Source organism: Pseudomonas sp. 2725 (assembly GCF_050434585.1).
In the GTDB taxonomy this organism is placed as follows: Bacteria; Pseudomonadota; Gammaproteobacteria; order Pseudomonadales; family Pseudomonadaceae; genus Aquipseudomonas; species Aquipseudomonas jessenii.
Genome location: NZ_JBNDIV010000001.1, coordinates 636,661 through 658,245, shown reverse-complemented (window position 1 = coordinate 658,245; position 21,585 = coordinate 636,661). Strand labels below are relative to the sequence as shown.

Sequence of the window (21,585 nt, the reverse complement as noted above, 5' to 3'; positions counted from 1 at the left end):
AACCGGCCACGCAGGCCGGTTTTTCATGTCACATCAGAATCAGCGCAGCGACGGACCGTTAAAACCCATCCACATCGCCAAATGCTCAGCCACGCTGGCGCCGAGCTTTTTCGAAAAGCGATCGAATGGCGATTCCTGAACGGTGAAGTCCACCAGTTCTTTCTCACCGATCACATCCCGCGCAACCGAACTGGCATTACCCAGCCCATCGATCAATCCCAATGGCAGTGCCTGCTCGCCGGACCAGACCAGGCCAGAGAACAACTCCGGATGCTCCTTGTCTTTCAAGCGGTCGCCACGACCCTGCTTGACGCTATTGATGAACTGCTTGTGGGTCGTATCGAGCACGCCCTGCCAGAAGGCGGTTTCTTCCGGCTTCTGTGGCTGGAACGGATCGAGGAACGACTTGTGCTCGCCAGACGTGTAGGTACGACGTTCGACACCCAGCTTCTCCATGGTGCCAACAAAGCCATAACCGGCTGCCGTCACACCGATGGAGCCGACCAGGCTCGCCTTGTCGGCGTAGATCTGATCCGCCGCACTGGCGATGTAGTAAGCGCCGGAAGCCCCCAGATCGGAAATGACCGCATAGAGCTTGATGTCCGGGTGCAGACCGCGCAGACGCTTGATCTCGTCATAGACATAACCCGACTGCACCGGACTGCCGCCCGGGCTGTTGATGCGCAGGATGACGCCCTTGACCTTCTTGTCCTCGAAAGCAGCACGCAAGCTGCCAACGATATTGTCTGCACTGGCCGACTCCTTGTCGGCAATCATGCCTCTCACATCGATCAACGCCGTGTAATTGGCACTAAGGGTGCCGGCCTTTTCCATATCCATCAGAGGCGAAAACAGGGCAATGGCGCCGAACAGATACACAAAAATCAGAAACTTGAAGAATATCCCCCAGCGACGGGACCGGCGCTGCTCCTGTATGCCGGCCAGCAGGGTCTTTTCCAGCAGTTTCCAGCTTTTGTCGTCACCGCTCTCTGCGCTCGCCTTGGCGGGCGCCTTCCATTCGTCGGTCATGCCATCCACCCCAAAAACAACCGGTTAAGCCCGCTGATTCAGCCAGGCATGCAATTCTGAAAAACGGTCGATGGCCAGTCGCGGCTCATACAACCTCAAGGCATCGATCGATTGAGCGCCATAACTGACGGCCACCGAACCCATGCCGGCGTTGCGCGCCATCTGCAAATCAAAGGACGAATCACCCACCATCAACGCCTGTTCCGGGCGAACCTCGCAATGGGCGAGAATCTGTTCGAGCATCAGCGGATGGGGCTTGCTGGCGGTTTCATCGGCGGCGCGAGTGATATCGAAGTAATTCTCCCAGCCATGGGACTTCAACACCCGATCCAGCCCGCGACGGGCCTTGCCGGTCGCCACAGCCAGATGATAGCCCTCGGCACGAAATGCCTCGAGCGACTCGACCACACCCTCGAACAGCGGCGAAGGCACAGCCTCCGACGCGATGTAATGCTCAGCATAGTGCTCGCGGAACGCGATCAGCTCGGCGTCGCCGATTTCGGGGTACAGGGTGCGGATCGCTTCCGGCAAGCCCAGGCCAATGATGCCCTTGACGGCCAGATCATCGCGCAGCTCAAAACCGGAACGCTGCGAGGCAACGTGCATCGCCTCGACAATCCGACCAATGGAATCGGCCAGAGTGCCGTCCCAATCAAAGATCAGCAGCTTGTAGTCAGATGGGCGCACTCAATCGCTCCACGGTTTTGGCCCACATCTCGTCGACCGGCGCTTGCAGCTTCAGCTCACCACCATCGGGGAGCGGCACCGTCAGCATGTAGGCGTGCAGGAACAGGCGTTTGCCGCCCAGATCGCGGATTTCCTTGCTGAAACCTTCGTCGCCATACTTGGTGTCGCCAGCGATGCAATGCCCGGCGTGCAAGGTATGGACGCGGATCTGGTGAGTCCGGCCGGTAATCGGCTTGGCTTCGATCAGGGTGGCAAAGTCGCCGAAGCGGCGCAGGACCTTGAACACGGTCACGGACTCCTTCCCCTCCTCCTCGTCGACCTCGACCATGCGCTCGCCGGAGCGCAGATTGCTCTTGCCCAGCGACGCACGGACTTGCTTGATCGAGCTCGCCCAGTTACCGCGGACCAGCGCCATGTAGCGCTTGTCGACGCCATCACCGCGCAATGCGGTGTGCAAGTGGCGCAACATGCTGCGCTTCTTGGCGATCATCAACAGGCCGGACGTATCACGGTCGAGACGGTGAACCAGTTCGAGCTCTTTGCAATCGGGGCGCAACTGACGAAAGGCTTCGATTACCCCGAAAGTCAGGCCGCTACCACCATGAACAGCAATGCCCGCGGGCTTGTTGATCACGATCAGCGCCTTGTCTTCGAAGACAATCGAGGCCTCTAGCCGCTGCAACAGGCCTTGTGCCAGCGGCACCGGTTCGTCGCGCTCAGGCACGCGAACCGGCGGCACGCGCACGATATCGCCCGCCTGCAGCTTGTACTCGGGCTTGATCCGACCTTTGTTCACGCGCACTTCGCCCTTGCGCAAAATGCGATAAATCAAGGTCTTGGGCACGCCTTTGAGTCGGGCGAGAAGGAAATTATCAATGCGTTGGCCGGCATATTCCGGCGAGACCTCAAGCAGTTGTACGCCTGGAGTCGGGGGGGTAGTCGTCGTCATGGCGCGGATGATAACAATTTTTTATGGAATTGAAGCACTTAATCATTGCTGCTATAGTCGCGAACGCCGCCAAAAGCGGCCTGGACAGCGGACCAACGGTCAAAAACCGGCCCTGACCAACGCAATTCACCAGGACGCGAGGCCGTCCTACGGGGCTTTCGCTACGTAACGGTGGAGTTTGCAGGTGTAACGAGCGCAGGTGACATGAGGCCTGAATCACGCCACAAAGCAGAGTTTTCCACTCGTTTTGCGAGCCATATTCACGGCCAGTTCACAAAGTGCAGTCAGCTGCGAATGACCCCGAGCGAAGGCATCGGAAACAACGCCTAAATTAGCCATGATGCGTGACCTCCCCTTTCGGAGCTCACGGTAAATGCCAACCCGCTGCGGATTCTGCGCGCGGCAGCACCCGAATTATCAGGGATACGTGTAGGGTGGAGATGCACAACCGCCGGACTGTGTAGCAACAGGCTTTCTCAAGACGCTTCATCTCGTCCACAGCCGCTGGTTGATTCCTCCTCCTGACTGAGTGCTTAAGTAGCCACAGCAAGCAGGACGCGTACGTCGCGATGAAGGCCCACATTGGCCGGACTTCGCTGGACACGGGAAATGGCCAACCACTCCCGACGCACCTGACACCGACCGTGAGAAGTCGTGTGTGCCGAACGCCGTTTCCGGCAGCCCGGAAACCGACGGTACTACATGAAAAGAATGCTGATTAACGCAACTCAACCCGAAGAGTTGCGTGTTGCACTGGTAGATGGCCAGCGCCTCTACGACCTGGACATCGAATCCGGTGCACGCGAGCAGAAGAAGGCCAACATCTATAAAGGCCGGATTACTCGCATCGAACCAAGCCTCGAGGCTGCCTTTGTCGATTTCGGCTCTGAGCGCCACGGCTTCCTGCCCCTCAAAGAAATCTCCCGCGAATACTTCAAGAAAGCCCCGGAAGGTCGCGTCAACATCAAGGACGTCCTGAGCGAAGGCCAGGAAGTCATCGTTCAGGTCGAAAAAGAAGAACGTGGCAACAAGGGCGCCGCCCTGACCACCTTCATCAGCCTGGCCGGTCGTTACCTGGTGCTGATGCCGAACAACCCGCGTGCCGGCGGTATCTCCCGTCGCATCGAAGGCGAAGAGCGCAACGAACTGCGTGAAGCCCTGAACGGTCTGGTTGCCCCGGCCGACATGGGCCTGATCGTGCGCACTGCAGGCCTTGGCCGCAGCAGCGAAGAAATGCAGTGGGACCTCGACTACCTGCTGCAACTGTGGACCGCCATCAAGGAAGCTTCGCTGGACCGCGCCGCGCCATTCCTGATCTACCAGGAAAGTAACGTGATCATCCGCGCGATCCGCGATTACCTGCGCCAGGACATCGGCGAAGTGCTGATCGACAGCGTTGAAGCCCAGGACGAAGCCCTGACCTTCATCCGCCAGGTAATGCCGCAGTACGCCAGCAAGATCAAGCTGTACGAAGACAGCGTTCCGCTGTTCAACCGTTTCCAGATCGAAAGCCAGATCGAAACCGCTTTCCAGCGCGTTGTCGAACTGCCTTCCGGCGGTTCCATCGTGATCGATCCGACCGAAGCCCTGGTGTCCATCGACATCAACTCGGCGCGCGCCACCAAAGGCAGCGACATCGAAGAAACCGCGCTGCAAACCAACCTTGAAGCGGCCGAGGAAATCGCCCGTCAGTTGCGCCTGCGCGACATCGGCGGCCTGATCGTCATCGACTTCATCGACATGACCCCTGCCAAGAACCAGCGCGCAGTGGAAGAAAAAGTCCGCGAATGCCTGGAAGCCGACCGCGCTCGCGTGCAAGTCGGTCGCATTTCGCGCTTCGGCCTGCTGGAAATGTCCCGTCAGCGCCTGCGTCCATCCCTGGGTGAAAGCAGCGGCATCGTCTGCCCGCGTTGCAACGGCACCGGCATCATCCGTGACGTTGAATCGCTGTCCCTGGCGATCCTGCGCCTGATCGAAGAAGAAGCCCTGAAAGACCGTACCGCCGAAGTTCGTGCACAAGTGCCGATCCCGGTGGCGGCGTTCCTGCTCAACGAAAAACGCAACTCGATCACCAAGATCGAACTGCGCACCCGTGCCCGCATCGTCATCCTGCCGAACGATCACCTCGAAACGCCGCACTTTGAAGTACAGCGCCTGCGTGACGACAGCCCGGAAGCCGCGACCAACCAGTCCAGCTACGAAATCGCCGCTGCCGCTGCCGAAGTCGAAGAAGTCCAGCCAGCCGCTGCGACCCGCACCCTGGTTCGCCAGGAAGCTGCGGTCAAAACGGCCCCAGCCCGTGCCAACGCTCCTGTGCCAACAGAGGTGGCCGCTCCAGCCCCTGCCCCGGCCGCCGTACCGGAGCCAAGCCTGTTCAAAGGCCTGGTGAAGTCGCTGGTGAGCCTGTTCGCCACCAAGGAAGAGCCTGCCGCACCGGTTGTGGTTGAAAAACCTGCCGCCGAGCGTCCGGCCCGCAACGAAGAGCGTCGCAACGGTCGCCAGCAGAGCCGCAACCGTAACGGTCGCCGCGATGAAGAGCGCAAGCCTCGCGAAGAGCGTGCACCGCGTGAAGAACGCGCACCACGTGAGCCGCGTGAAGAGCGTCAGCCACGGGAAGTGCGTGAACCTCGCGAAACCCGCGAAGAAACGCCAGCGGTAGCCCGCGAAGAACGCGCACCACGCGCGCCTCGTGAAGAACGTGCACCGCGCGCTCCGCGTGAAGATCGCAAGCCACGTGGCGAGCGTGAAGAACGCGTTCGTGAACTGCGCGAGCCTCTGGATGCCACTCCGGCTGCTCCGACCGCCGCTGCTACCGCTACGGCTGCTACCGCTACGGCTGCTACCGCTGAAGAACGCCCAGCTCGTCAGCCACGTGAAGAACGCGCGCCACGTCCACCGCGTGAAGAACGTCAGCCACGTGCCGAACAAGCTGCCGCAGCCGCAACTGAAGAAGAACTGACCACCAACGAAGAGCAACTGTCGGAAGACGGTCAGGAAAGCGCCGAAGGCGACCGTCCACGCCGCCGCTCCCGTGGTCAGCGTCGTCGCAGCAACCGTCGCGAGCGTCAGCGTGACGCCAACGGCAACGTGATCGAAGGTTCGGAAGAGTCCGAGTCCGGCGAAAACGCTGAAGCGCCAAGCACTGCCGATCTGGCCGCCGGCCTGGCTGTCACCGCAGCTGTTGCCAGCAGCGTGATCAGCGCTCCAGCAGAAGCTGAAGCCAATGTGCAAGCCGAACGCGCCACTGCCGCGGCCCTGGAAGCAGCTCCGGTTGAAGCGCCAGTCGTTGAAGCAACCACACCGGTCGAAGTCACCGCCTCGCCGGAAATCGAAGTGGCGCCAGCGCCAGAAGCTCAGCCTGCTGTTGAAGCGGCTGCCGAGCCAGCGCCAGTGGTAGAAGCACCTGCCCAGGCTGCGGAAGCTGTTGTTGAAACCGTGGCTGACACCGTGCGTGAAGTTCGCGAAGAGCAAACCGCATTCAACTGGGTTGCCGAGCCAGCCGTCGCTGAAACCGCTGCACCAGCCGCTGAAACCCAAGTGGCAGAAGCCATGGTTTCCGAGCCGGTGGTTGCCGCAGCAGAACCGGCCCCGGCGCCGGTGGTTGAAGCGCCAGCCGTTGAAGCACCGGTCGTTGCCCAAGCACCTGCACCAGTGGTCGAAGCCGCTCCTGCCAGCGCCCTGACGCCAAGTGGCCGTGCGCCTAACGACCCGCGTGAAGTGCGTCGTCGCAAGCGTGAAGCCGAGCGTCTGCAGAAGGAAGCTGAACTGGCTGCCGCTGCGGCTCCAGCTGAAGCGGTTGTCGCCGCCGAGCCTGCACCGGTTGCTGCTGAAGTGGTTGAGGCAGCTCCTGCCCCGGCTGCCGAAGTGGCTGCCGAGCCGGTTGAGTCGGTGATCCACGAAGCACCGCGCTCCGTTCAGGAAGCGGTAGAGCAACACGAGCAGGCCCAGGAAAAAGAGCACGAGCCTAAACCTCTCGTCTGATTCCATCGGCCACTAAAAAGCCCCGCCTGGTGATCCCAGGCGGGGCTTTTTTTACATCTGTGAAATCACACCATTCCCCTGTGGGAGCAGCCGGTCGACGCTCGATTGCTCGCGATGGCGGAATGACATTCAACATTGGTGCTAGCTGATCCACCGCTATCGCGAGCAAGCTCGCTCCCACAAGGATCTATGCTGGCCTGAAGGTTAGTGCTTCAGGCACATCCACATCCCACACCACACCAGGATCATCCACGCTCACTTCAACCACCCGGCCTTGGGCGAACAGCGGCTTGGCGCCGCGATCACCCGATAACGCCATCAACCCCGCCGCGAAGTCCCGTCCGAAACCGACCGGATGCCCGTACCCGCCGTCCTGCACGGGCACGCTGATACTGTCATCGCCAATCCCCGCCACCACTTGCTCGATACTCGATGGCAGGATGAACGGCATATCCCCCAGCACCATCAGCCAGCCATCGAGTTGCTTGCAGGCAGCGACTCCCGCGGCAATGCTGTCGCCCATTCCCGTCGATTCGATCAGCACAATCTCGCAGCCATAGGCCTGAGCCATGCGAATCACTTGCGGGCGGTCAGCAGTGGTCACCAGTACGCGCTTGTCCAGCGTCGCCGGCAGGTTGACCAATGTGTGCTCGATGACGGACCGCACCACGCCGTCACGCCCGATGCAATCGGCCACCAATTTATCCTTTTCGGCACCCGCCACCTGACGAAACCGGCTGCCCTGCCCCGCTGCCAACACGATAACGCCGATGGATTTGCTCATACGCTCTCCCGCAGGACTTTCTTCTGCTTCAGTTCGATGCCGTTTTTGACCGCCACGATTTCCGCCATGAGCGACAAGGCAATTTCCGCTGGATTATGACTGCCGATGTGCAAACCGATCGGACCATGCAAGCGGTCAATCGCCGATTGCAACAACCCCAGTTGAGCCAGGTTTTCCCGGCGCTTCTGGCTGTTGACCCGCGATCCCAGCGCTCCGACGTAAAAAGCCCTGGAATCCAGGGCCGTGAGCAGCGCCATGTCATCCAGACGCGGATCATGGGTCAAGGCCACGATAGCCGTGCGTTCATCGGTCTGGATACTCAATACCGCCTCATCCGGCATGCCCGAAACAAATCGTCCGTGCTGCTGCTCCCAGCCGTAGACGAACTCGCTACGCGGGTCGCAAATCAGCACCTCGAAATCCAGCAGCCGGGCCATTTCCGCCACATAGCGCGACAGCTGCCCCGCGCCGATCAGCAGCAAGCGCCAGCGCGGGCCATGGATCACCCGCAAGGTCTGTCCATCGAACGTCAACACGTCAGTTTTACTGGCTGGCTGCAAAAGTACTGCGCCGGTGGTCAGGTTCAGTTCACGCGCAACGATTTCATGGGCCTCGCAACGGGCGAGCAATTGCTCGACCCAATCCCCATCGTCGATACGCTCCTCGGTCAAGCGCAAGGTGCCACCGCAGGGCAAGCCGAAACGTGCGGCTTCCTCGCGGGTCACGCCGTAGGTGATCAATTGCACCGGCGGCCCGTCAAGTGCGAGGCGTCCGTCGTGCAGCCGGGCAATCAAGTCATCTTCGACACACCCGCCCGAGACCGAACCAATCACCATGCCGTCTTCGCGCAAGGCCAGCATGGCGCCGGGTGCCCGGGGCGCAGTGCCCCAGGTTTCGACCACGCTGTACAACACCACCCGCTGACCGGCGCGATGCCATTGCAACACGCTGCGCAGGACGTTCAGATCGGCGCTGTCCATCAGGCGCCGGCCTTCTGCCAACCCGACAACTGATAACGAACAGGCAGATTGCGGATGCGTTTGCCGGTGGCGGCGAAGATCGCGTTGCACAGTGCCGGCGCAATCGGTGGCACGCCCGGTTCACCCACACCACCCAACGGGACATTGCCCGGCGGCGTCACCAGATGCACCGCCACTTCTTTCGGCGCCAGGGACATGCGCGCCACTTCATACATATGGAAGTTATCCTGCTGGACCTTGCCGTCCTTGAAGCTGATTTCCCCCAGCACCGCATTACCCAGGCCCATGACACAGGCGCCTTCGAATTGCGCGCGAATCCGCTCGGGGTTGATCTGCGGCCCGCAATCGACGGCGATGTCAGCCTTGTGCACCACCAGCGTACCGTCGTCCTTGACCTCCACCTCGATCACCGCCGCCACATAGGTCACGAAGCTGTAATGCACTGCCAGGCCCAGGCCGCGTCCCTTGGGCAACTCACGCCCCCAACCGGCGGCTTTGGCGGCGGTCTCCAGTACCGTGCGCAGGCGCGCGGTGTCGATCGGATAACGCTCGGGGGATTCGCCGTAGTTCCACTCTTCACTCAAGGTACGCGGATCGATCTGACGGTCCGGGCCGAGCAATCTGATCTGGTACTTCAGCGGATCCTGCCCGGCCTTGTGCGCCAGTTCATCGATAAAACTCTGGATCGCGAAACCATGGGGAATGTTCGACACCGAGCGATACCAACCTACCCGGGTATGCACCGTTGCCTCGGGGTTTTCCAGGCGAATGTTGGGGATCGCATACGCCATGTTGGTGAACCCCATGCCCAGTTCGAACGCCGCCTCATGGTTCATGCCCGGCGCAAACAACGCGGTGATGCTCGGCGCCACCGTACGGTGCAACCAGCCGGTTGGCAGGCCATCCTTGTTCAGGCTGGCCTTGAGGTATTCGGCCGACACGGTGTGAAAATAGGAACAGTGGATGTCGTCTTCGCGGGTCCATTGCACCCGCACCGCTTTACCGGGGAATTCCTTGGCGAGGATGGCGGCCTCGATGATGAAGTCAGGCTTGGACTTGCGCCCGAACCCGCCCCCGAGCAGAGTCACGTTGAACGTGACCTTGTCGAACGGCAGGCCCAGGCGCTCACCGATCCGTTCCCGGGTGACCTGCGGCGCCTGGCTTGGCCCCCAGGCTTGGCACGCACCGTCCTTGAACCGCGCAATGGCGACCATCGGTTCCATCGGCGACTGTGACAAATGCGGCAAGTAGTAGGAGGCTTCCAGCGTGCTATCGGCGCTGACCATGGCCTCATCGAGGTTGCCGGTATTGCGCACCACCTTGCCGGGCTTGAGCGAGGCGGCTTCGAGTTCTTTGCGATAGGCAATCGAGTCGTAGCTGGCGTTGGGGCCGTCGTCCCATTCGATTTTCAGTGCCTCGCGGCCCTTGATCGCCGCCCAGGTATTGCTCGCTACCACGGCGATGCCGCCCAGGGGTTGGAACTCCGAAGGCAACGGGCGGCTTTCGATCTGTACCACTTTGACCACGCCTGGGACTTTCATCGCCGCGCTGCCATCGAAGCTTTTGACCTTGCCGCCATACACCGTGGGCCGCGCGATGGTCGCGTACAGCATGCCGTCGAAATGCACGTCGGCGCCGTACACCGCACGACCATTGACGATGTCCTCACCGTCGATGGCCTTGGTGCCTTCCTTACCGATATATCGAAATTCCGAAGGTTGCTTGAGTCTCAGGCTTTCTCGCGCAGGCACGGCCAAAGCGCCAGCGGCGGCGGCCAGCGAGCCATAGCCCAGTTCGCGGCCCGACGGTTTATGAATGACTTTATGAAGTTGCGCCTGGCACTCGCCGACTGACACTTTCCACTGGTCAGCCGCGGCTTGTTCCAGCATGGCCCGTGCGGCGGCGCCGCAACGACGCATCGGCTCGTACCAGTGACGCATGCTGCGCGAGCCGTCGGTGTCCTGGTTGCCGAAGCGCGCTTCATCGCCGGGGGCCTGCTGTACCTTGACCATCGCCCAGTCGGCTTCCAGTTCATCGGCCACCACCATGGTCAAGCTGGTGCGCACGCCCTGGCCCATCTCCGAGCGGTTGCAGATAACGGTCACCGTGCCATCGGCGGCGATGCTCACATAGACTTTCGGATCGTCGACCCAGCCGTGGGGCATGCCGTCGGCGCCGAACTTCTTCTCTTTCTCTTCGGCAAACGCGTCTTGCCAGCCCCAACTCGCGGCGACCACCAGCGCACCGGTCGCCCCCACGCCCTTGAGAAAACCACGGCGACTGAGGTTGCTCAGGGTGAAATCATTCGGTAACCGGCTCATGCCTTGGCCTCCTTCAGGTGAGTGGAAGCCTGACGGATCGCGGTCTTGATACGGTTATAGGTGCCGCAGCGGCAGATGTTGCCGACCATGGCTTCTTCGATCTGCTCGTCGCTCGGGTTCGGATGGGTCTTGAGCAGTGCCGTCGCCGACATGATTTGCCCGCCCTGGCAGAAGCCGCATTGAGCCACTGCCGTGTCGAGCCAGGCTTGCTGCACGACTTTGCCGATCGGATCGGCGTGCAGGTTGTCGATGGTGCTGACATTCTGCCCGACGACTGAACCGATGGGCGTAATGCAACTGCGTGCCGGAGCCCCTTCGATATGAATGGTACAGGCGCCGCACAGGCCCATGCCGCAGCCGAATTTGGTGCCGTTGTAACCGGCCACGTCGCGGATCGCCCAGAGCAGCGGCATGTCCTCGGTGACGTCGAGTTGATGGTCTTGACCATTGAGTTTCAGGGTAATCATGGGCACGCCCGCATAGGTCTTGAGTTATGGGGTCGAGCAATCTGCCGCTGGATCTCGGTGGGTCGCACGCAGATCGACTCAGGCTAATGGGCTCTCTTATGCTGACTCAAACGGTCTGCACCGGGCCTTTGGTGGAGCAAGAGTGTGCATCGTTAGCTGACTAAGTTAACCGAGCATTAACAAAAAAGCCCTGCACAATAAACATTGTGCAGGGCTTTTTGATCCGTCCTGAAAGCTTAGCTCAATACCGGTTCGGCTCCATTTCCAGATCGACATGGAAACGCTCGAGAATGTCTTTCTGGATGCGCTGCGCCAGGTTCAACAGTTGCAGGCCCGTCGCGCCTCCATAGTTGACCAGCACCAGCGCCTGCAATTTATGCACGCCAGCATCAGCTTCACGGAAACCTTTCCACCCTGCCCGCTCGATCAGCCAACCGGCGGCCAGTTTCATCTGCCCGTCGGGTTGCGCATAGGCCACCAGGTCCGGGTATTCACCCTTGAGCCGTGCAGCCAGCGCCGACGACACCAAAGGGTTCTTGAAAAAGCTGCCGGCATTGCCGAGTACGGCCGGGTCCGGGAGTTTTTCGTTGCGGATGCTGCAAATGGCCTGGCTGACATCGCTGGCGGTCGGATGCTCGATGCCTTGTTCGGTCAGGCGCTGGCGCACCGGGCCGTACTCCAGGTGCAGATGCGCGGCGCGGTCGAGGGCGAAACGCACACGCAGGATCAACCAACGCCCCGGCTCCTGCTTGAACAGGCTGTCGCGGTAGGCGAAGTTGCACTCTTGCAGGGTAAAGTCGCGCAGTTCGCCGGTCTGGCGATCGAGGGCGGTCAGGCCGGCGAACACGTCCTTGATCTCGACGCCATAAGCGCCGATGTTCTGCATCGGTGCCGCACCGACAGTGCCGGGAATCAGGCTGAGATTTTCCAGGCCGGACAGCCCCAGGGACAGTGTGTGTTGCACAAATGGATGCCAGGGCTCGCCTGCCTCGGCCTCGATCACCACTTTGCCGCCCTCATCGCTCAGCACGCGAATCCCGCGCGTGGCCATGCGCAGTACCAGTGATTCGATATCCGCCGTCAGCAACAGGTTGCTGCCGCCGCCGATCACCAGCACCGGAACCTTGTGCTCCAGCCCGTAGGCCAGAGCTTCGCGCACATCGGCGTCGCTATGGGCCTGGGCAAACAGCCGGGCCTGGACATCCACGCCAAAGCTGTTGAACGGCTTGAGCGAAACCTGTGATTGAACCTGCAAACTCATAACCGTCCCTTCAATTCGATCACCAGCAAATCACTGGCGTGCTCGATCAGGTCCAGCACCTGCTCGAAGCCTTGTTCGCCGTCGTAGTACGGGTCCGGCACTTCATCGACTGGCGACTGGTAGCGACGCAGGAACAGGTCCAATTCGGCCTTGCCCTTGGCCGGCTGCAAGGCCTTGAGGTTGCGCAGGTTGCTGTTGTCCATCGCCAGGATCAGGTCGTAGGTGGCGAAATCGGCACGACTGACTTGTCGGGCGCGCTGGGCGGACAAGTCATAGCCGCGCAGCTTCGCCGCGGCCTGACTGCGCTTGTCCGGCGCCTTGCCGACATGCCAGTCACCGGTGCCGGCGGAGGCCACTTCAACCTGATCGGCCAAGCCGGCCTCGCGCAGCTTATGCCGCAGCACGCCTTCGGCCGTGGGCGAGCGACAGATGTTGCCCAGGCAGACAAACAGAACCCGCATCACGCCTCCAGCAGGCGACGAACGCGCTCAAGGTCTTCAACGGTGTCGACTCCGGGTGGCGGCGCGATCAGTGCATCGGCGACGTGAATTCGTACGCCGTGCCACAGCGCACGCAGCTGCTCCAGACACTCGGTGTTTTCCAGCCAGCATGGACCCCAACTGACGAAATCCTGCAGGAATCCGGCGCGATAGGCATAAATGCCGATATGGCGGCGGTACGGCACACCTTCGGGCAACTGCTCACGGTTCACGGCGAAGGCATCCCGCGCCCAGGGCAAGGTAGAGCGGCTGAACGTCAGCGCCAGGCCATTGAGGTCGCTGACGACCTTGACCACGTTGGGATTGAACAGGGTGTCCACGTCTTCAATCGGCTCGGCCAGGGTGGCCATGCGCGCTTCGGCGTGGGCTGCCAGGTTGGCGGCCACCTGATCGATCACGTTCGGCGGGATCAGCGGCTCGTCGCCCTGGACGTTGACCACGATAGCGTCGGGCGCCAGGCCCAGCTTCATCGCAACTTCAGCCAGGCGATCGGTGCCGGAGTTGTGATCTTCACGGGTCAGCACCACTTCGGCGCCAAAGCCATTGCAGGCCTCGACGATGCGCGCGTCGTCGGTGGCCACCACCACCCGCTCGGCGCTGCTTTTGCTCGCCTGTTCCCAGACGTGCTGGATCATCGGCTTACCGGCGATCAGCAGCAGCGGTTTGCCGGGCAGGCGTGTGGAGGCGTAACGCGATGGAATGACGACAGTAAAGGCTGTGGTCATTTATCCAGGCGCTCGTCGGTGGTCAGGGTGCGCGCTTCGGATTCGAGCATCACCGGGATGCCGTCGCGAATCGGGTAGGCCAGGCCTGCGCCCTTGCTGATCAGCTCGGTCTTGTCGGCGCTGAGCTTGAGCGGGCCTTTACAGACCGGGCAAGCGAGGATATCGAGCAATTTGGTGTCCATGAGCATTCCCTGGAAAAAACGGAGTTAAGGCAACAAACGAGCCGGCAGCAGGCGCATCAACTGCGTGTCGAACCAGGCCACGAAGGCCGGCGACGGCACAGCATCGACCGCCAGGTACCACCAGTCGGCGGCGGCAAAGGCACGGCATTTCACCGCGTCCTTTTCCGTCATCACCAACGGCAATGACGGCGTGAAATTCAACGCCTCCACGCTGTATTCGGCGTGGTCGGCAAACGCATGTGGAACCGGCTGCCAGTGTAGCGTTTCGAGGGTCTTGAAGAAACGTTGTGGATTGCCGATGCCGGCCACCGCGTGCACGGCCTGGCCTGCGCCAAAGTGGTCGAGGGGACGACGTTCGCCGCTGCGCAGGTTGACCAGCGCGGTGGGTTGCAACTGGAAGGCAAATCCATCATCGCGGTCGGCCACGGCACCGTTGTAGAGGACCGCGTCGACGCTTTGCAGGCGCTCGACCGGCTCACGCAATGGCCCGGCAGGCAGGCAACGGCGATTGCCCAGGCCACGGGCAGCGTCGATCAGCACCAGTTCGAGGTCACGGGCAATGCGGTAGTGCTGCATGCCGTCGTCGGACAGGATCAGGTCCAGCGGCTCACTGGCCAACAAGGTTTTGACGGCGTTGCTGCGATTGGGGTCGATCATCAGCGGGACGCCCGTGCGCTGGACGATCAGCAACGGCTCGTCACCGGCGACGTCGGCGCTTTGCTCGGCCTCGACTCGCCATGGCAGTTGCGGCGGTTTGGCGCCGTAGCCGCGGCTGACCACGCCGACCCGCAGGCCGCTGCGCTGGCAGTGCTCGATCATCCACAGAATCAGCGGTGTCTTGCCGGTGCCACCCACAGTGATGTTGCCGACCACGATCAGCGGCACCGGTGGCTGATAGATCTCGCCCTCTCCGGCCAGAAAGCGCTTGCGCTTGTTCATGACCACGCGCCGGTACAGCCATTCCAGCGGCTGCAACAGTTTCAGGGCCGGATGACCTGCGTACCACGCGGCGAGCAATCGATCGGACATGGCCATCAGGACGCGGGGGGCGCCGCTTCGACAGTGGTCATGCGCAAATGGCTGAAACCGAGCTTGCCGGCCGCATCCATGGCGGTGATGACGGACTGATGCTGTGTCTTGCCATCAGCGCTGATCGACAGTGGCCGGTTGGTGTCGCCATTGGCTTCCTTTTGCAGCGCGTCCATCAGCGAAGCCAGGTCGCTTTTCGGCAGGATCTGGTTATTCACCGAGAACACGCCGTCGGCACTGATGGCGATGTCCAGAGGCTTGTTCTGATCGTCGGCCGGCGCGCCGCTGACCGCTTCCGGCAGATCGACGCGCAGCTGGGTTTCACGGGTGAAGGTGGTGGTCACAACAAAAAACAGCAGCAGGATGAACACCACGTCGATCAGCGACGCGAGGTTGATGTCCACCGTTTCCCGTGGTTTGCGGCGGAATTTCACGCTTTGCTCCCGGCCAGGTCCACATCGCGGTCGCCCTGCACTACCTCGACCAGTTTGATCGCTTCCTGCTCCATCCCTACCACCAGTTCATCGATCCGGCGTTGCAGGAATCGATGGAAGAATACCGCCGGGATACCAACCATCAAACCGGCAGCCGTGGTGATCAGGGCCTTGGAAATACCACCGGCCAGTACCGAGGCGTTGGTGGTCATGCCTGAGCCTGTGAACGCGCTGAAAATATCGATCATGCCCAGCACGGTACCGAGCAAGCCCAGCAACGGGGCCATGGCAGCAATGGTGCCCAGGGCGTTGACGTAGCGTTCGAGCTCATGGATGACCCGTTGAGCGGCCTCTTCGATGCACTCCTTCATGATCTCGCGACCATGCTTGGAGTTGGCCAGGCCGGCCGCCAGGATCTCGCCCAAAGGCGAATTGGCGCGCAGTTCCTTGAGCTTTTCCTTATTGAGCTGTTTGTCCTTGATCCAGACCCATACCTGCCCGAGCAAGTGCTCCGGGGTCACGCGGCTGGCCCGCAGGGTCCACAGACGCTCGGCAACGATCGCCATGGCCGCGATGGAACTCAAAATGATCGGCAGCATCATCCAGCCGCCGGATTTGACCAATTCCCACACAGTGACAGCCCCCTCGAAAAAGTGCGCCACTCTAACATAGGGGGTGGACGCACCGAAGACCGTGATGTCGCATCCGGTCGGGCTTTGATAACGCTCGGTTATGGGTTCAAGGGCGGCGGATCGCGCCAGAAACGCCGTTCCTGGCGCAATGACCACGGCGGCTCGAAGCGTCCCAGTTGCAGACGAATGGCACCCTGTTCGACGCTGTCGTAGATCGCCATTCCACGTTTTTGATAACGCGCGATGACCGTGGGATGCGGATGGCCAAACGAATTGCCCTGCCCGCGGGAGATCAGCGCACCTTTGGGTTGCAGGACATCCAGGAGGGCATTGGACGACGAGCTGCGACTGCCGTGGTGTGGCGCCTGCAGCCAATCGGTGGGCCGGGCCAACGGACTGTCCAGCAGGGCTCTCTCGGCGGCGGCATCGATGTCACCACTCAACAGCAGCCGTTCGCCATTGGCCTCGATCAGCAAGACACAAGAGTTCTGGTTGCTATCGCCGGCCAATGGCCAGTGCCAAAGCTGGAAATCGACTTCATCCCAGGTCCATCGCCGACCGCTCTCACATCTCCCGGCCTGCAGTTGCGCAGGCAAGTCTGACGGTTCACCACTGACCACCTGTTTCACCGGCAACCCCCTGGCAATCGCCGGGGCACCGCCGGCATGATCGGCGTGGGCGTGGCTGATCAGCATCAGGTCTATGCCCTTCACCCCCAGTTTGCGCAATGCCGGCAGCACCACCCGTTCCCCCTGGTCGAGTTCTCCGAAACGCGGTCCGGCGTCATACAGCAACGTGTGATGCCGGGTGCGCACCAGGATCGCCAGGCCTTGACCGACATCCAGTTGCCAGACTTCCGCCATGCCCTCCTGCAACATCGGCCTGGGCGAAAAAACCAGCATCAACAGCATGGGCCACCCTAACGGGCGCATCGGCAAGCCTCGCGGCAGCAAGAGCAAAAAGGCGCCAATAGCACCGATTGCCCAGGCCCATAGCGGGACTGCCGCGGGCACCCACGCAGGAACCTGACCGGAGACGACCCCCAATCCGCTGAACCAACCGTCGATCAGACCGCCCGCCAGCCACAGCAATTTCTCACCCACATAAGGCACCGGCAGCAACAGCGTCCCGAGCAACGCCGGTGGCAATACCACCAGACTGATCCAGGGCACCGCAAACAAATTGGCCAGCGGCCCGCTCAGACTGATGGGCAACCCCAGTGCCAATAACAACGGGCACAGCCCGATTGCAATCAGCCACTGGGCACGGGTCCAGGTCTGCCACCAACGCCACGGCCCCAAACGTCCGCCGAAGGTCAATATCAAGACTGCCACGGCCGCGAAAGACAGCCAGAAACCAGGCTGGAGACTCGCCAGCGGCGCCAGCAGCAAAATGCCGTTGAGTGCCAACAACAGTGGCCACCACGCACCGAGATGACGGAACCGCAGACGCCACAACAATACCAGACCAATCATCAAGCAGGCCCGTCGCACCGGTACCTCGAAACCGGCCAGCATCCCGTAACCGAGCGCAGCGGCGAATGCCAGGCCACACGCCCAGGGCAGCCATGGCAGACGGTTCGGCCATAACCCAAAGCGGGCCAGGCCGGCGATCAGCAGATACACGACGCCCGCCAGCAATCCGATGTGCTGCCCGGAAATCACCAACAGATGAACCGTGCCGGTGTCCTGCAATACCTGCCAGTCTTCGCGACTCAACCCGGCGCCGTCCCCGAGCACCAACGCCGTCAACGCGCCGTTTCGCCCTTGGGCATCCACCGCCAGCAAACGCTGACGGATTGCATCGCGCCAGGCCCACTGGGCTGGCGCAAGGCGTTCGCCCTGCTTGATCGTCCCGGTCGCCCCGATGCGTTGTGCCAGCAACCAGGCCTGGTAGTCGAAGGCCTGCGGATTGAGCAGCCCGACCGGACGCTTCAACTTGACTGCCAGGCGCCAGCGCTCGCCACTGTTCACCGGCGGCCCGCCATACCAGGCCAGACGCATTTGCTGCGGCAGCCGGGTACGTCGGGACTGGATGTCGGTCAACTCGAAACGCACGACACCGTCGTCATGCCGGGGCAAGCCAGTGACCCGCCCTTCGACCCAACGGGTTTCTCCGTCCAGCGCCGGCGGTAACCGGTCATCCAGCGCCCATTGCGCATTCGCGCAGGCCCAACTCAAGCCGAACAAGTAAAACGCCACCGGATAAGTCCTGAACGGCAGCAACATCAAACCCGCCACCGGCATCGCCAGCCATAACCAGACCGGCGGTAATGCCGGTAAAAAACGCAAGGTCAAAAGACCCAACGCCAGCGCCATCATCCCTGTGCGCATAAGCCCGTCCTTGAAAGTCCCCTTCAAGGCTTAGCCCGCTCGTCGCATGGGCGCCGTCAATAATTGTCACAAAATCTGAATAGGCAGTTCATGGAATCCAGACATACTTGCCGCCCTGACCGACCGAGAAGCCTTATGCCCCGGCGCTTATTCAAACGCTACATGCCAGACCCGATGAGCATCAGGGAACACAAGTCCTTACGCTTTCTCGGCACGCTGTTGCATGACCCGAACCTGTGGCACCTCAACCGCCACTCCGTTGCCCGCGCCATGGCGGTGGGGCTGTTCGCCGCGTTCCTGCCGATCCCGCTACAGATGCTGCTGGCGGCAATCCTCGCCATCATCGTGCGCGGCAACATGCCGATTGCCGTGAGCCTGGTCTGGCTGACCAACCCGATCACCATGCCCGCCGTGTTCTTCTGCACGTACCAGACCGGCGCCTGGCTGATGGACGTTCCCGCACGGCAGTTGCCGGACTCACTGAACTGGGAATGGATTACGGGTGAAATCTCGACCTTGTGGCAACCGTTTCTGTTGGGCTCAGTGGTAACGGGGCTGGTACTCGGCGCACTGGCCTACTTCCTGGTGATGATGTATTGGCGCTGGTGGGTGGCCAGGCAGTGGAAGCGGCGCAAGAAGAGCCGGATGTGAGAATGCAAAACGGCCTCCACTTGGGAGGCCGTTTTTTTTTGTCCGGGCTGACGCCATCGCGAGCAGGCTCGCTCCCACATTCAATCTACGCGGCGAACAAGATCCCCTGTGGGAGCGAGCTTGCTCGCGATGCAGGCGACGCGGTATTCCTTAAGTCCGCATCCCGCGCCCGCTGACCAGCAACCTTGCACTACCGAAATACAGCACCGCGGTCGCAACCAGCATGAAGGCGATGGCCACGCTGATGCGGATATCCGATACGCCAAGGATGCCGTAGCGGAACGCGTTGACCATGTGCAGCACCGGGTTGGCCAAGGACACGGTCTGCCAGAACGGTGGCAGCAAGGTGATCGAGTAGAAGACCCCGCCCAGGTAGGTCAGTGGCGTCAGCACGAAAGTCGGGATGATCGAAATGTCATCGAAGTTGCGCGCAAACACGGCGTTGATGAAGCCCAGCAACGAGAAGATGGTCGCGGTCAGCACCACCACCAGAATGGTCACGCCCAGGTGATGCACCTGCAAATGGGTGAAGAACAGCGACAGCAGGGTCACGATGATCCCCACCATCAGGCCACGCAGCACGCCGCCCAGGGTATAGCCAATCAGAATGGTGTGCGGCGACAACGGCGAGACCATCAATTCTTCAATGGACCGCTGGAACTTGCTGCCGAAGAAACTCGACACCACGTTGCCGTAGGAGTTGGTGATCACCGACATCATGATCAGCCCCGGCACGATGTACTCCATGTAAGTGAAGCCACCCATGTCGCCGATCTGCCGACCGATCAGATTACCGAAGATCACGAAGTACAGGACCATGGTGATGGCCGGCGGCAGCAGGGTCTGGGGCCAGATCCGGGTGAAACGCCGGACTTCACGGTAAACGATGGTGTTGAGGGCAACGAGGTTGGGGCGCAGCTCGGAACTCATACCGCCACCTTCGACAGATTTTTCTCCACCAGGGACACGAACAACTCCTCGAGGCGATTGGTTTTGTTACGCAGGCTCAGCACTTCGATGTTCTGCTGCGCCAACTGGGTGAACAGCGCGGTGATGCCCATGGACTTTTCCACCTGGACTTCCAGGGTGTGGCTGTCGATCAGCCGGGACGGATAGCCGAGCAACTGCGGCGCAGCTGGCAGGTCGCCCTTGAGGTCCAAGAGGAAGGTTTCGACATGCAGCTGGCTGAGCAACTGCCGCATGCTGGTGTTCTCGACGATGGTGCCGTGGTCGATGATGCCGATGTTGCGGCACAGCTGCTCAGCCTCTTCCAGATAGTGGGTCGTGAGGATGATAGTGATGCCTTTCTCGTTCAGCTCGGTGAGGAAGCTCCACATCGAGCGACGCAGCTCGATGTCCACCCCGGCGGTCGGCTCGTCGAGGATCAGCAGACGCGGTTCATGAACCAGCGCGCGGGCGATCATCAGGCGACGCTTCATACCCCCGGACAGCGAGCGCGATGGCACGTCCTTCTTGTCCCACAGGCCGAGCTGGGTCAGGTACTGTTCGGCGCGTTCCTTGGCGATTTTCGCCGGGATGCCGTAGTAGCCGGCTTGGGTCACGACGATGTCGAAGGTCTTTTCGAACTGGTTGAAGTTGAATTCCTGAGGCACCACGCCGATGGAGCGCTTGAGCTGCGCAGGATTCCTGTCCAGGTCGTGACCGAAGATGTTCACCGTGCCGCTGGTCTTGTTCACCAGGGTCGAGAGAATGCCGATGGTCGTGGACTTGCCGGCGCCGTTCGGGCCGAGCAAGGCGAAAAAGTCACCTTCGGCGACATCCAGATCGATACCACTCAGGGCCTGGAAACCGTTGCCGTAGGTTTTGGTTAGCTGCCGGATGGACAGAGCGGAACTCATATCTGATTTACGCACCAAGAAGGGAAGAAAAGGATAAGTATGGGCGGCGGCGAACAAAACAACCGCAGCGGAGTGGCACAATGGTGCTTGTCGCCGCCACACAAGTACAGTCAAGCGTGTCGATAGTGAGTATTAAGTCAACGCGGTCATGACCGCCTTTTGATACGCCGGACGCTGCTTCAACCGGCCATACCAGGCCTGCAGATGCGGTTGTGGCGCACGTTCGATCGGCATCTCGAACCAGGCATAAATGAAACTGCCCAGGGGAATATCGCCCATGCCGATCTCGTCTCCGGACAGGTAGGGCTTGTTCGCCAACGCCTGATCGGCCATTGCCAGCAGCGTGTCGCACTCCTTGATCGCCGCCTTGATGGCGGGCCAGTCCTGCTGGTCTGCCGGGGTACGCAGCACACCCCAGAACACGGTACGGAACGGGCCGGCAAAGCTTGAGGTGGTCCAGTCCATCCACTTGTCGGCAGTGGCCCGGGCCTTGGGACTATTCGGGTACCAGGCCGTGCCGTCGGCATGCAAGGCCATCAGGTAACGCACGATGGCGTTGGACTCCCACAACACAAAACCGTCGTCTTCAATGACAGGCACGCGACCATTGGGATTCATGGCGCGGTATTCGGGTGTATCGACGACACCAAAGGCGCCACCGGCATCGATCGCCTCGTAGGCCAGTCCCAGTTCTTCGGCGGCCCACAATGGTTTTCTGACATTCGACGAGTTTTTCCGACCCCAGATCTTCAGCATGACCGCCTCTTTTTCGGTAAGTGGG

Annotated in this window: 20 protein-coding genes; 2 read left to right on the top strand and 18 right to left on the bottom strand. The window is 61.3% G+C overall.

Features of this window, described 5'->3' with window-relative positions:
* Window positions 1-39: 39 nt before the first annotated feature.
* From ABIE16_RS03100 to rluC, 3 genes are read right to left on the bottom strand one after another with little or no spacing between them, the layout of a single operon-like run.
* A complete protein-coding gene (locus tag ABIE16_RS03100) occupies window positions 40-1,029 on the bottom strand; it encodes a S49 family peptidase (RefSeq protein WP_150812203.1) in 990 nt (329 codons plus the stop codon).
* A gap of 24 nt (window positions 1,030-1,053) precedes the next feature.
* On the bottom strand, window positions 1,054-1,716 hold the full coding sequence (locus ABIE16_RS03095; RefSeq protein ID WP_154909309.1) for an HAD-IA family hydrolase: 663 nt from the start codon (window positions 1,714-1,716) through the stop codon (window positions 1,054-1,056).
* Window positions 1,703-2,665 (bottom strand): 23S rRNA pseudouridine(955/2504/2580) synthase RluC, encoded by a 963-nt coding sequence (gene rluC, locus ABIE16_RS03090; RefSeq protein ID WP_007977058.1) that lies wholly within the window; start codon window positions 2,663-2,665, stop codon window positions 1,703-1,705. The genes ABIE16_RS03095 and rluC overlap by 14 nt, the downstream gene beginning before the upstream one ends.
* A 702-nt stretch (window positions 2,666-3,367) precedes the next feature.
* Between rluC and rne the strand changes: the two genes are divergently transcribed.
* Window positions 3,368-6,646: a ribonuclease E gene (gene rne / locus ABIE16_RS03085; RefSeq protein ID WP_429520545.1), complete on the top strand. Its 3,279-nt coding sequence runs from the start codon at window positions 3,368-3,370 to the stop codon at window positions 6,644-6,646.
* A 187-nt stretch (window positions 6,647-6,833) separates the two neighbouring features.
* Here rne and ABIE16_RS03080 read toward each other — a convergent pair whose 3' ends face one another.
* The 12 genes from ABIE16_RS03080 to ABIE16_RS03025 all read right to left on the bottom strand — a co-directional run bounded on the left by ABIE16_RS03080 (window position 6,834) and on the right by ABIE16_RS03025 (window position 18,294).
* A complete protein-coding gene (locus ABIE16_RS03080) occupies window positions 6,834-7,430 on the bottom strand; it encodes a nucleotidyltransferase family protein (RefSeq protein WP_218494403.1) in 597 nt (198 codons plus the stop codon).
* On the bottom strand, window positions 7,427-8,410 hold the full coding sequence (locus tag ABIE16_RS03075) for an XdhC family protein (RefSeq protein WP_429520544.1): 984 nt from the start codon (window positions 8,408-8,410) through the stop codon (window positions 7,427-7,429). The genes ABIE16_RS03080 and ABIE16_RS03075 overlap by 4 nt, the downstream gene beginning before the upstream one ends.
* Window positions 8,410-10,731 (bottom strand): molybdopterin cofactor-binding domain-containing protein, encoded by a 2,322-nt coding sequence (locus ABIE16_RS03070; protein WP_429520543.1) that lies wholly within the window; start codon window positions 10,729-10,731, stop codon window positions 8,410-8,412. The genes ABIE16_RS03075 and ABIE16_RS03070 overlap by 1 nt, the downstream gene beginning before the upstream one ends.
* Entirely contained in the window at window positions 10,728-11,198 is a 471-nt protein-coding gene (locus ABIE16_RS03065) for a (2Fe-2S)-binding protein (RefSeq protein WP_015096391.1), read from the bottom strand. The genes ABIE16_RS03070 and ABIE16_RS03065 overlap by 4 nt, the downstream gene beginning before the upstream one ends.
* A gap of 241 nt (window positions 11,199-11,439) precedes the next feature.
* The gene (murB, locus tag ABIE16_RS03060; protein ID WP_090457214.1) at window positions 11,440-12,459 is read right to left on the bottom strand and encodes a UDP-N-acetylmuramate dehydrogenase; all 1,020 of its coding nucleotides are present in this window, start codon (window positions 12,457-12,459) and stop codon (window positions 11,440-11,442) included.
* The gene (locus tag ABIE16_RS03055; protein WP_090457215.1) at window positions 12,456-12,920 is read right to left on the bottom strand and encodes a low molecular weight protein-tyrosine-phosphatase; all 465 of its coding nucleotides are present in this window, start codon (window positions 12,918-12,920) and stop codon (window positions 12,456-12,458) included. The genes murB and ABIE16_RS03055 overlap by 4 nt, the downstream gene beginning before the upstream one ends.
* A complete protein-coding gene (gene kdsB, locus ABIE16_RS03050) occupies window positions 12,920-13,684 on the bottom strand; it encodes a 3-deoxy-manno-octulosonate cytidylyltransferase (RefSeq protein WP_090457217.1) in 765 nt (254 codons plus the stop codon). Before kdsB ends, ABIE16_RS03055 begins: the two co-directional genes overlap by 1 nt.
* Entirely contained in the window at window positions 13,681-13,866 is a 186-nt protein-coding gene (locus ABIE16_RS03045) for a Trm112 family protein (protein ID WP_003179363.1), read from the bottom strand. The genes kdsB and ABIE16_RS03045 overlap by 4 nt, the downstream gene beginning before the upstream one ends.
* Window positions 13,867-13,890: 24 nt before the next feature.
* The gene (gene lpxK, locus ABIE16_RS03040; protein WP_429520542.1) at window positions 13,891-14,901 is read right to left on the bottom strand and encodes a tetraacyldisaccharide 4'-kinase; all 1,011 of its coding nucleotides are present in this window, start codon (window positions 14,899-14,901) and stop codon (window positions 13,891-13,893) included.
* On the bottom strand, window positions 14,901-15,329 hold the full coding sequence (locus ABIE16_RS03035; protein ID WP_057713701.1) for an ExbD/TolR family protein: 429 nt from the start codon (window positions 15,327-15,329) through the stop codon (window positions 14,901-14,903). Before ABIE16_RS03035 ends, lpxK begins: the two co-directional genes overlap by 1 nt.
* Entirely contained in the window at window positions 15,326-15,961 is a 636-nt protein-coding gene (locus ABIE16_RS03030; RefSeq protein ID WP_057713700.1) for a MotA/TolQ/ExbB proton channel family protein, read from the bottom strand. Before ABIE16_RS03030 ends, ABIE16_RS03035 begins: the two co-directional genes overlap by 4 nt.
* A gap of 98 nt (window positions 15,962-16,059) precedes the next feature.
* Window positions 16,060-18,294 (bottom strand): DNA internalization-related competence protein ComEC/Rec2, encoded by a 2,235-nt coding sequence (locus ABIE16_RS03025; RefSeq protein WP_218494396.1) that lies wholly within the window; start codon window positions 18,292-18,294, stop codon window positions 16,060-16,062.
* A gap of 135 nt (window positions 18,295-18,429) precedes the next feature.
* Here ABIE16_RS03025 and ABIE16_RS03020 point away from each other — a divergent pair, with 135 nt between their 5' ends.
* Complete coding sequence (locus ABIE16_RS03020) at window positions 18,430-18,945, top strand: DUF2062 domain-containing protein (RefSeq protein WP_057713698.1); 516 nt, start codon at window positions 18,430-18,432, stop codon at window positions 18,943-18,945.
* Window positions 18,946-19,095: 150 nt separating this feature from the next.
* Here the strand turns inward: ABIE16_RS03020 and ABIE16_RS03015 are convergent, their stop codons facing one another.
* The 3 genes from ABIE16_RS03015 to ABIE16_RS03005 all read right to left on the bottom strand — a co-directional run bounded on the left by ABIE16_RS03015 (window position 19,096) and on the right by ABIE16_RS03005 (window position 21,560).
* A complete protein-coding gene (locus ABIE16_RS03015) occupies window positions 19,096-19,875 on the bottom strand; it encodes an ABC transporter permease (protein ID WP_057713697.1) in 780 nt (259 codons plus the stop codon).
* On the bottom strand, window positions 19,872-20,804 hold the full coding sequence (locus ABIE16_RS03010; RefSeq protein ID WP_218494395.1) for an ABC transporter ATP-binding protein: 933 nt from the start codon (window positions 20,802-20,804) through the stop codon (window positions 19,872-19,874). Before ABIE16_RS03010 ends, ABIE16_RS03015 begins: the two co-directional genes overlap by 4 nt.
* A gap of 132 nt (window positions 20,805-20,936) precedes the next feature.
* Window positions 20,937-21,560 carry a glutathione S-transferase family protein gene (locus ABIE16_RS03005; RefSeq protein ID WP_090457223.1) on the bottom strand — a complete coding sequence of 208 codons (624 nt, stop codon included), beginning with the start codon at window positions 21,558-21,560 and terminating at the stop codon, window positions 20,937-20,939.
* Window positions 21,561-21,585 lie beyond the last annotated feature (25 nt).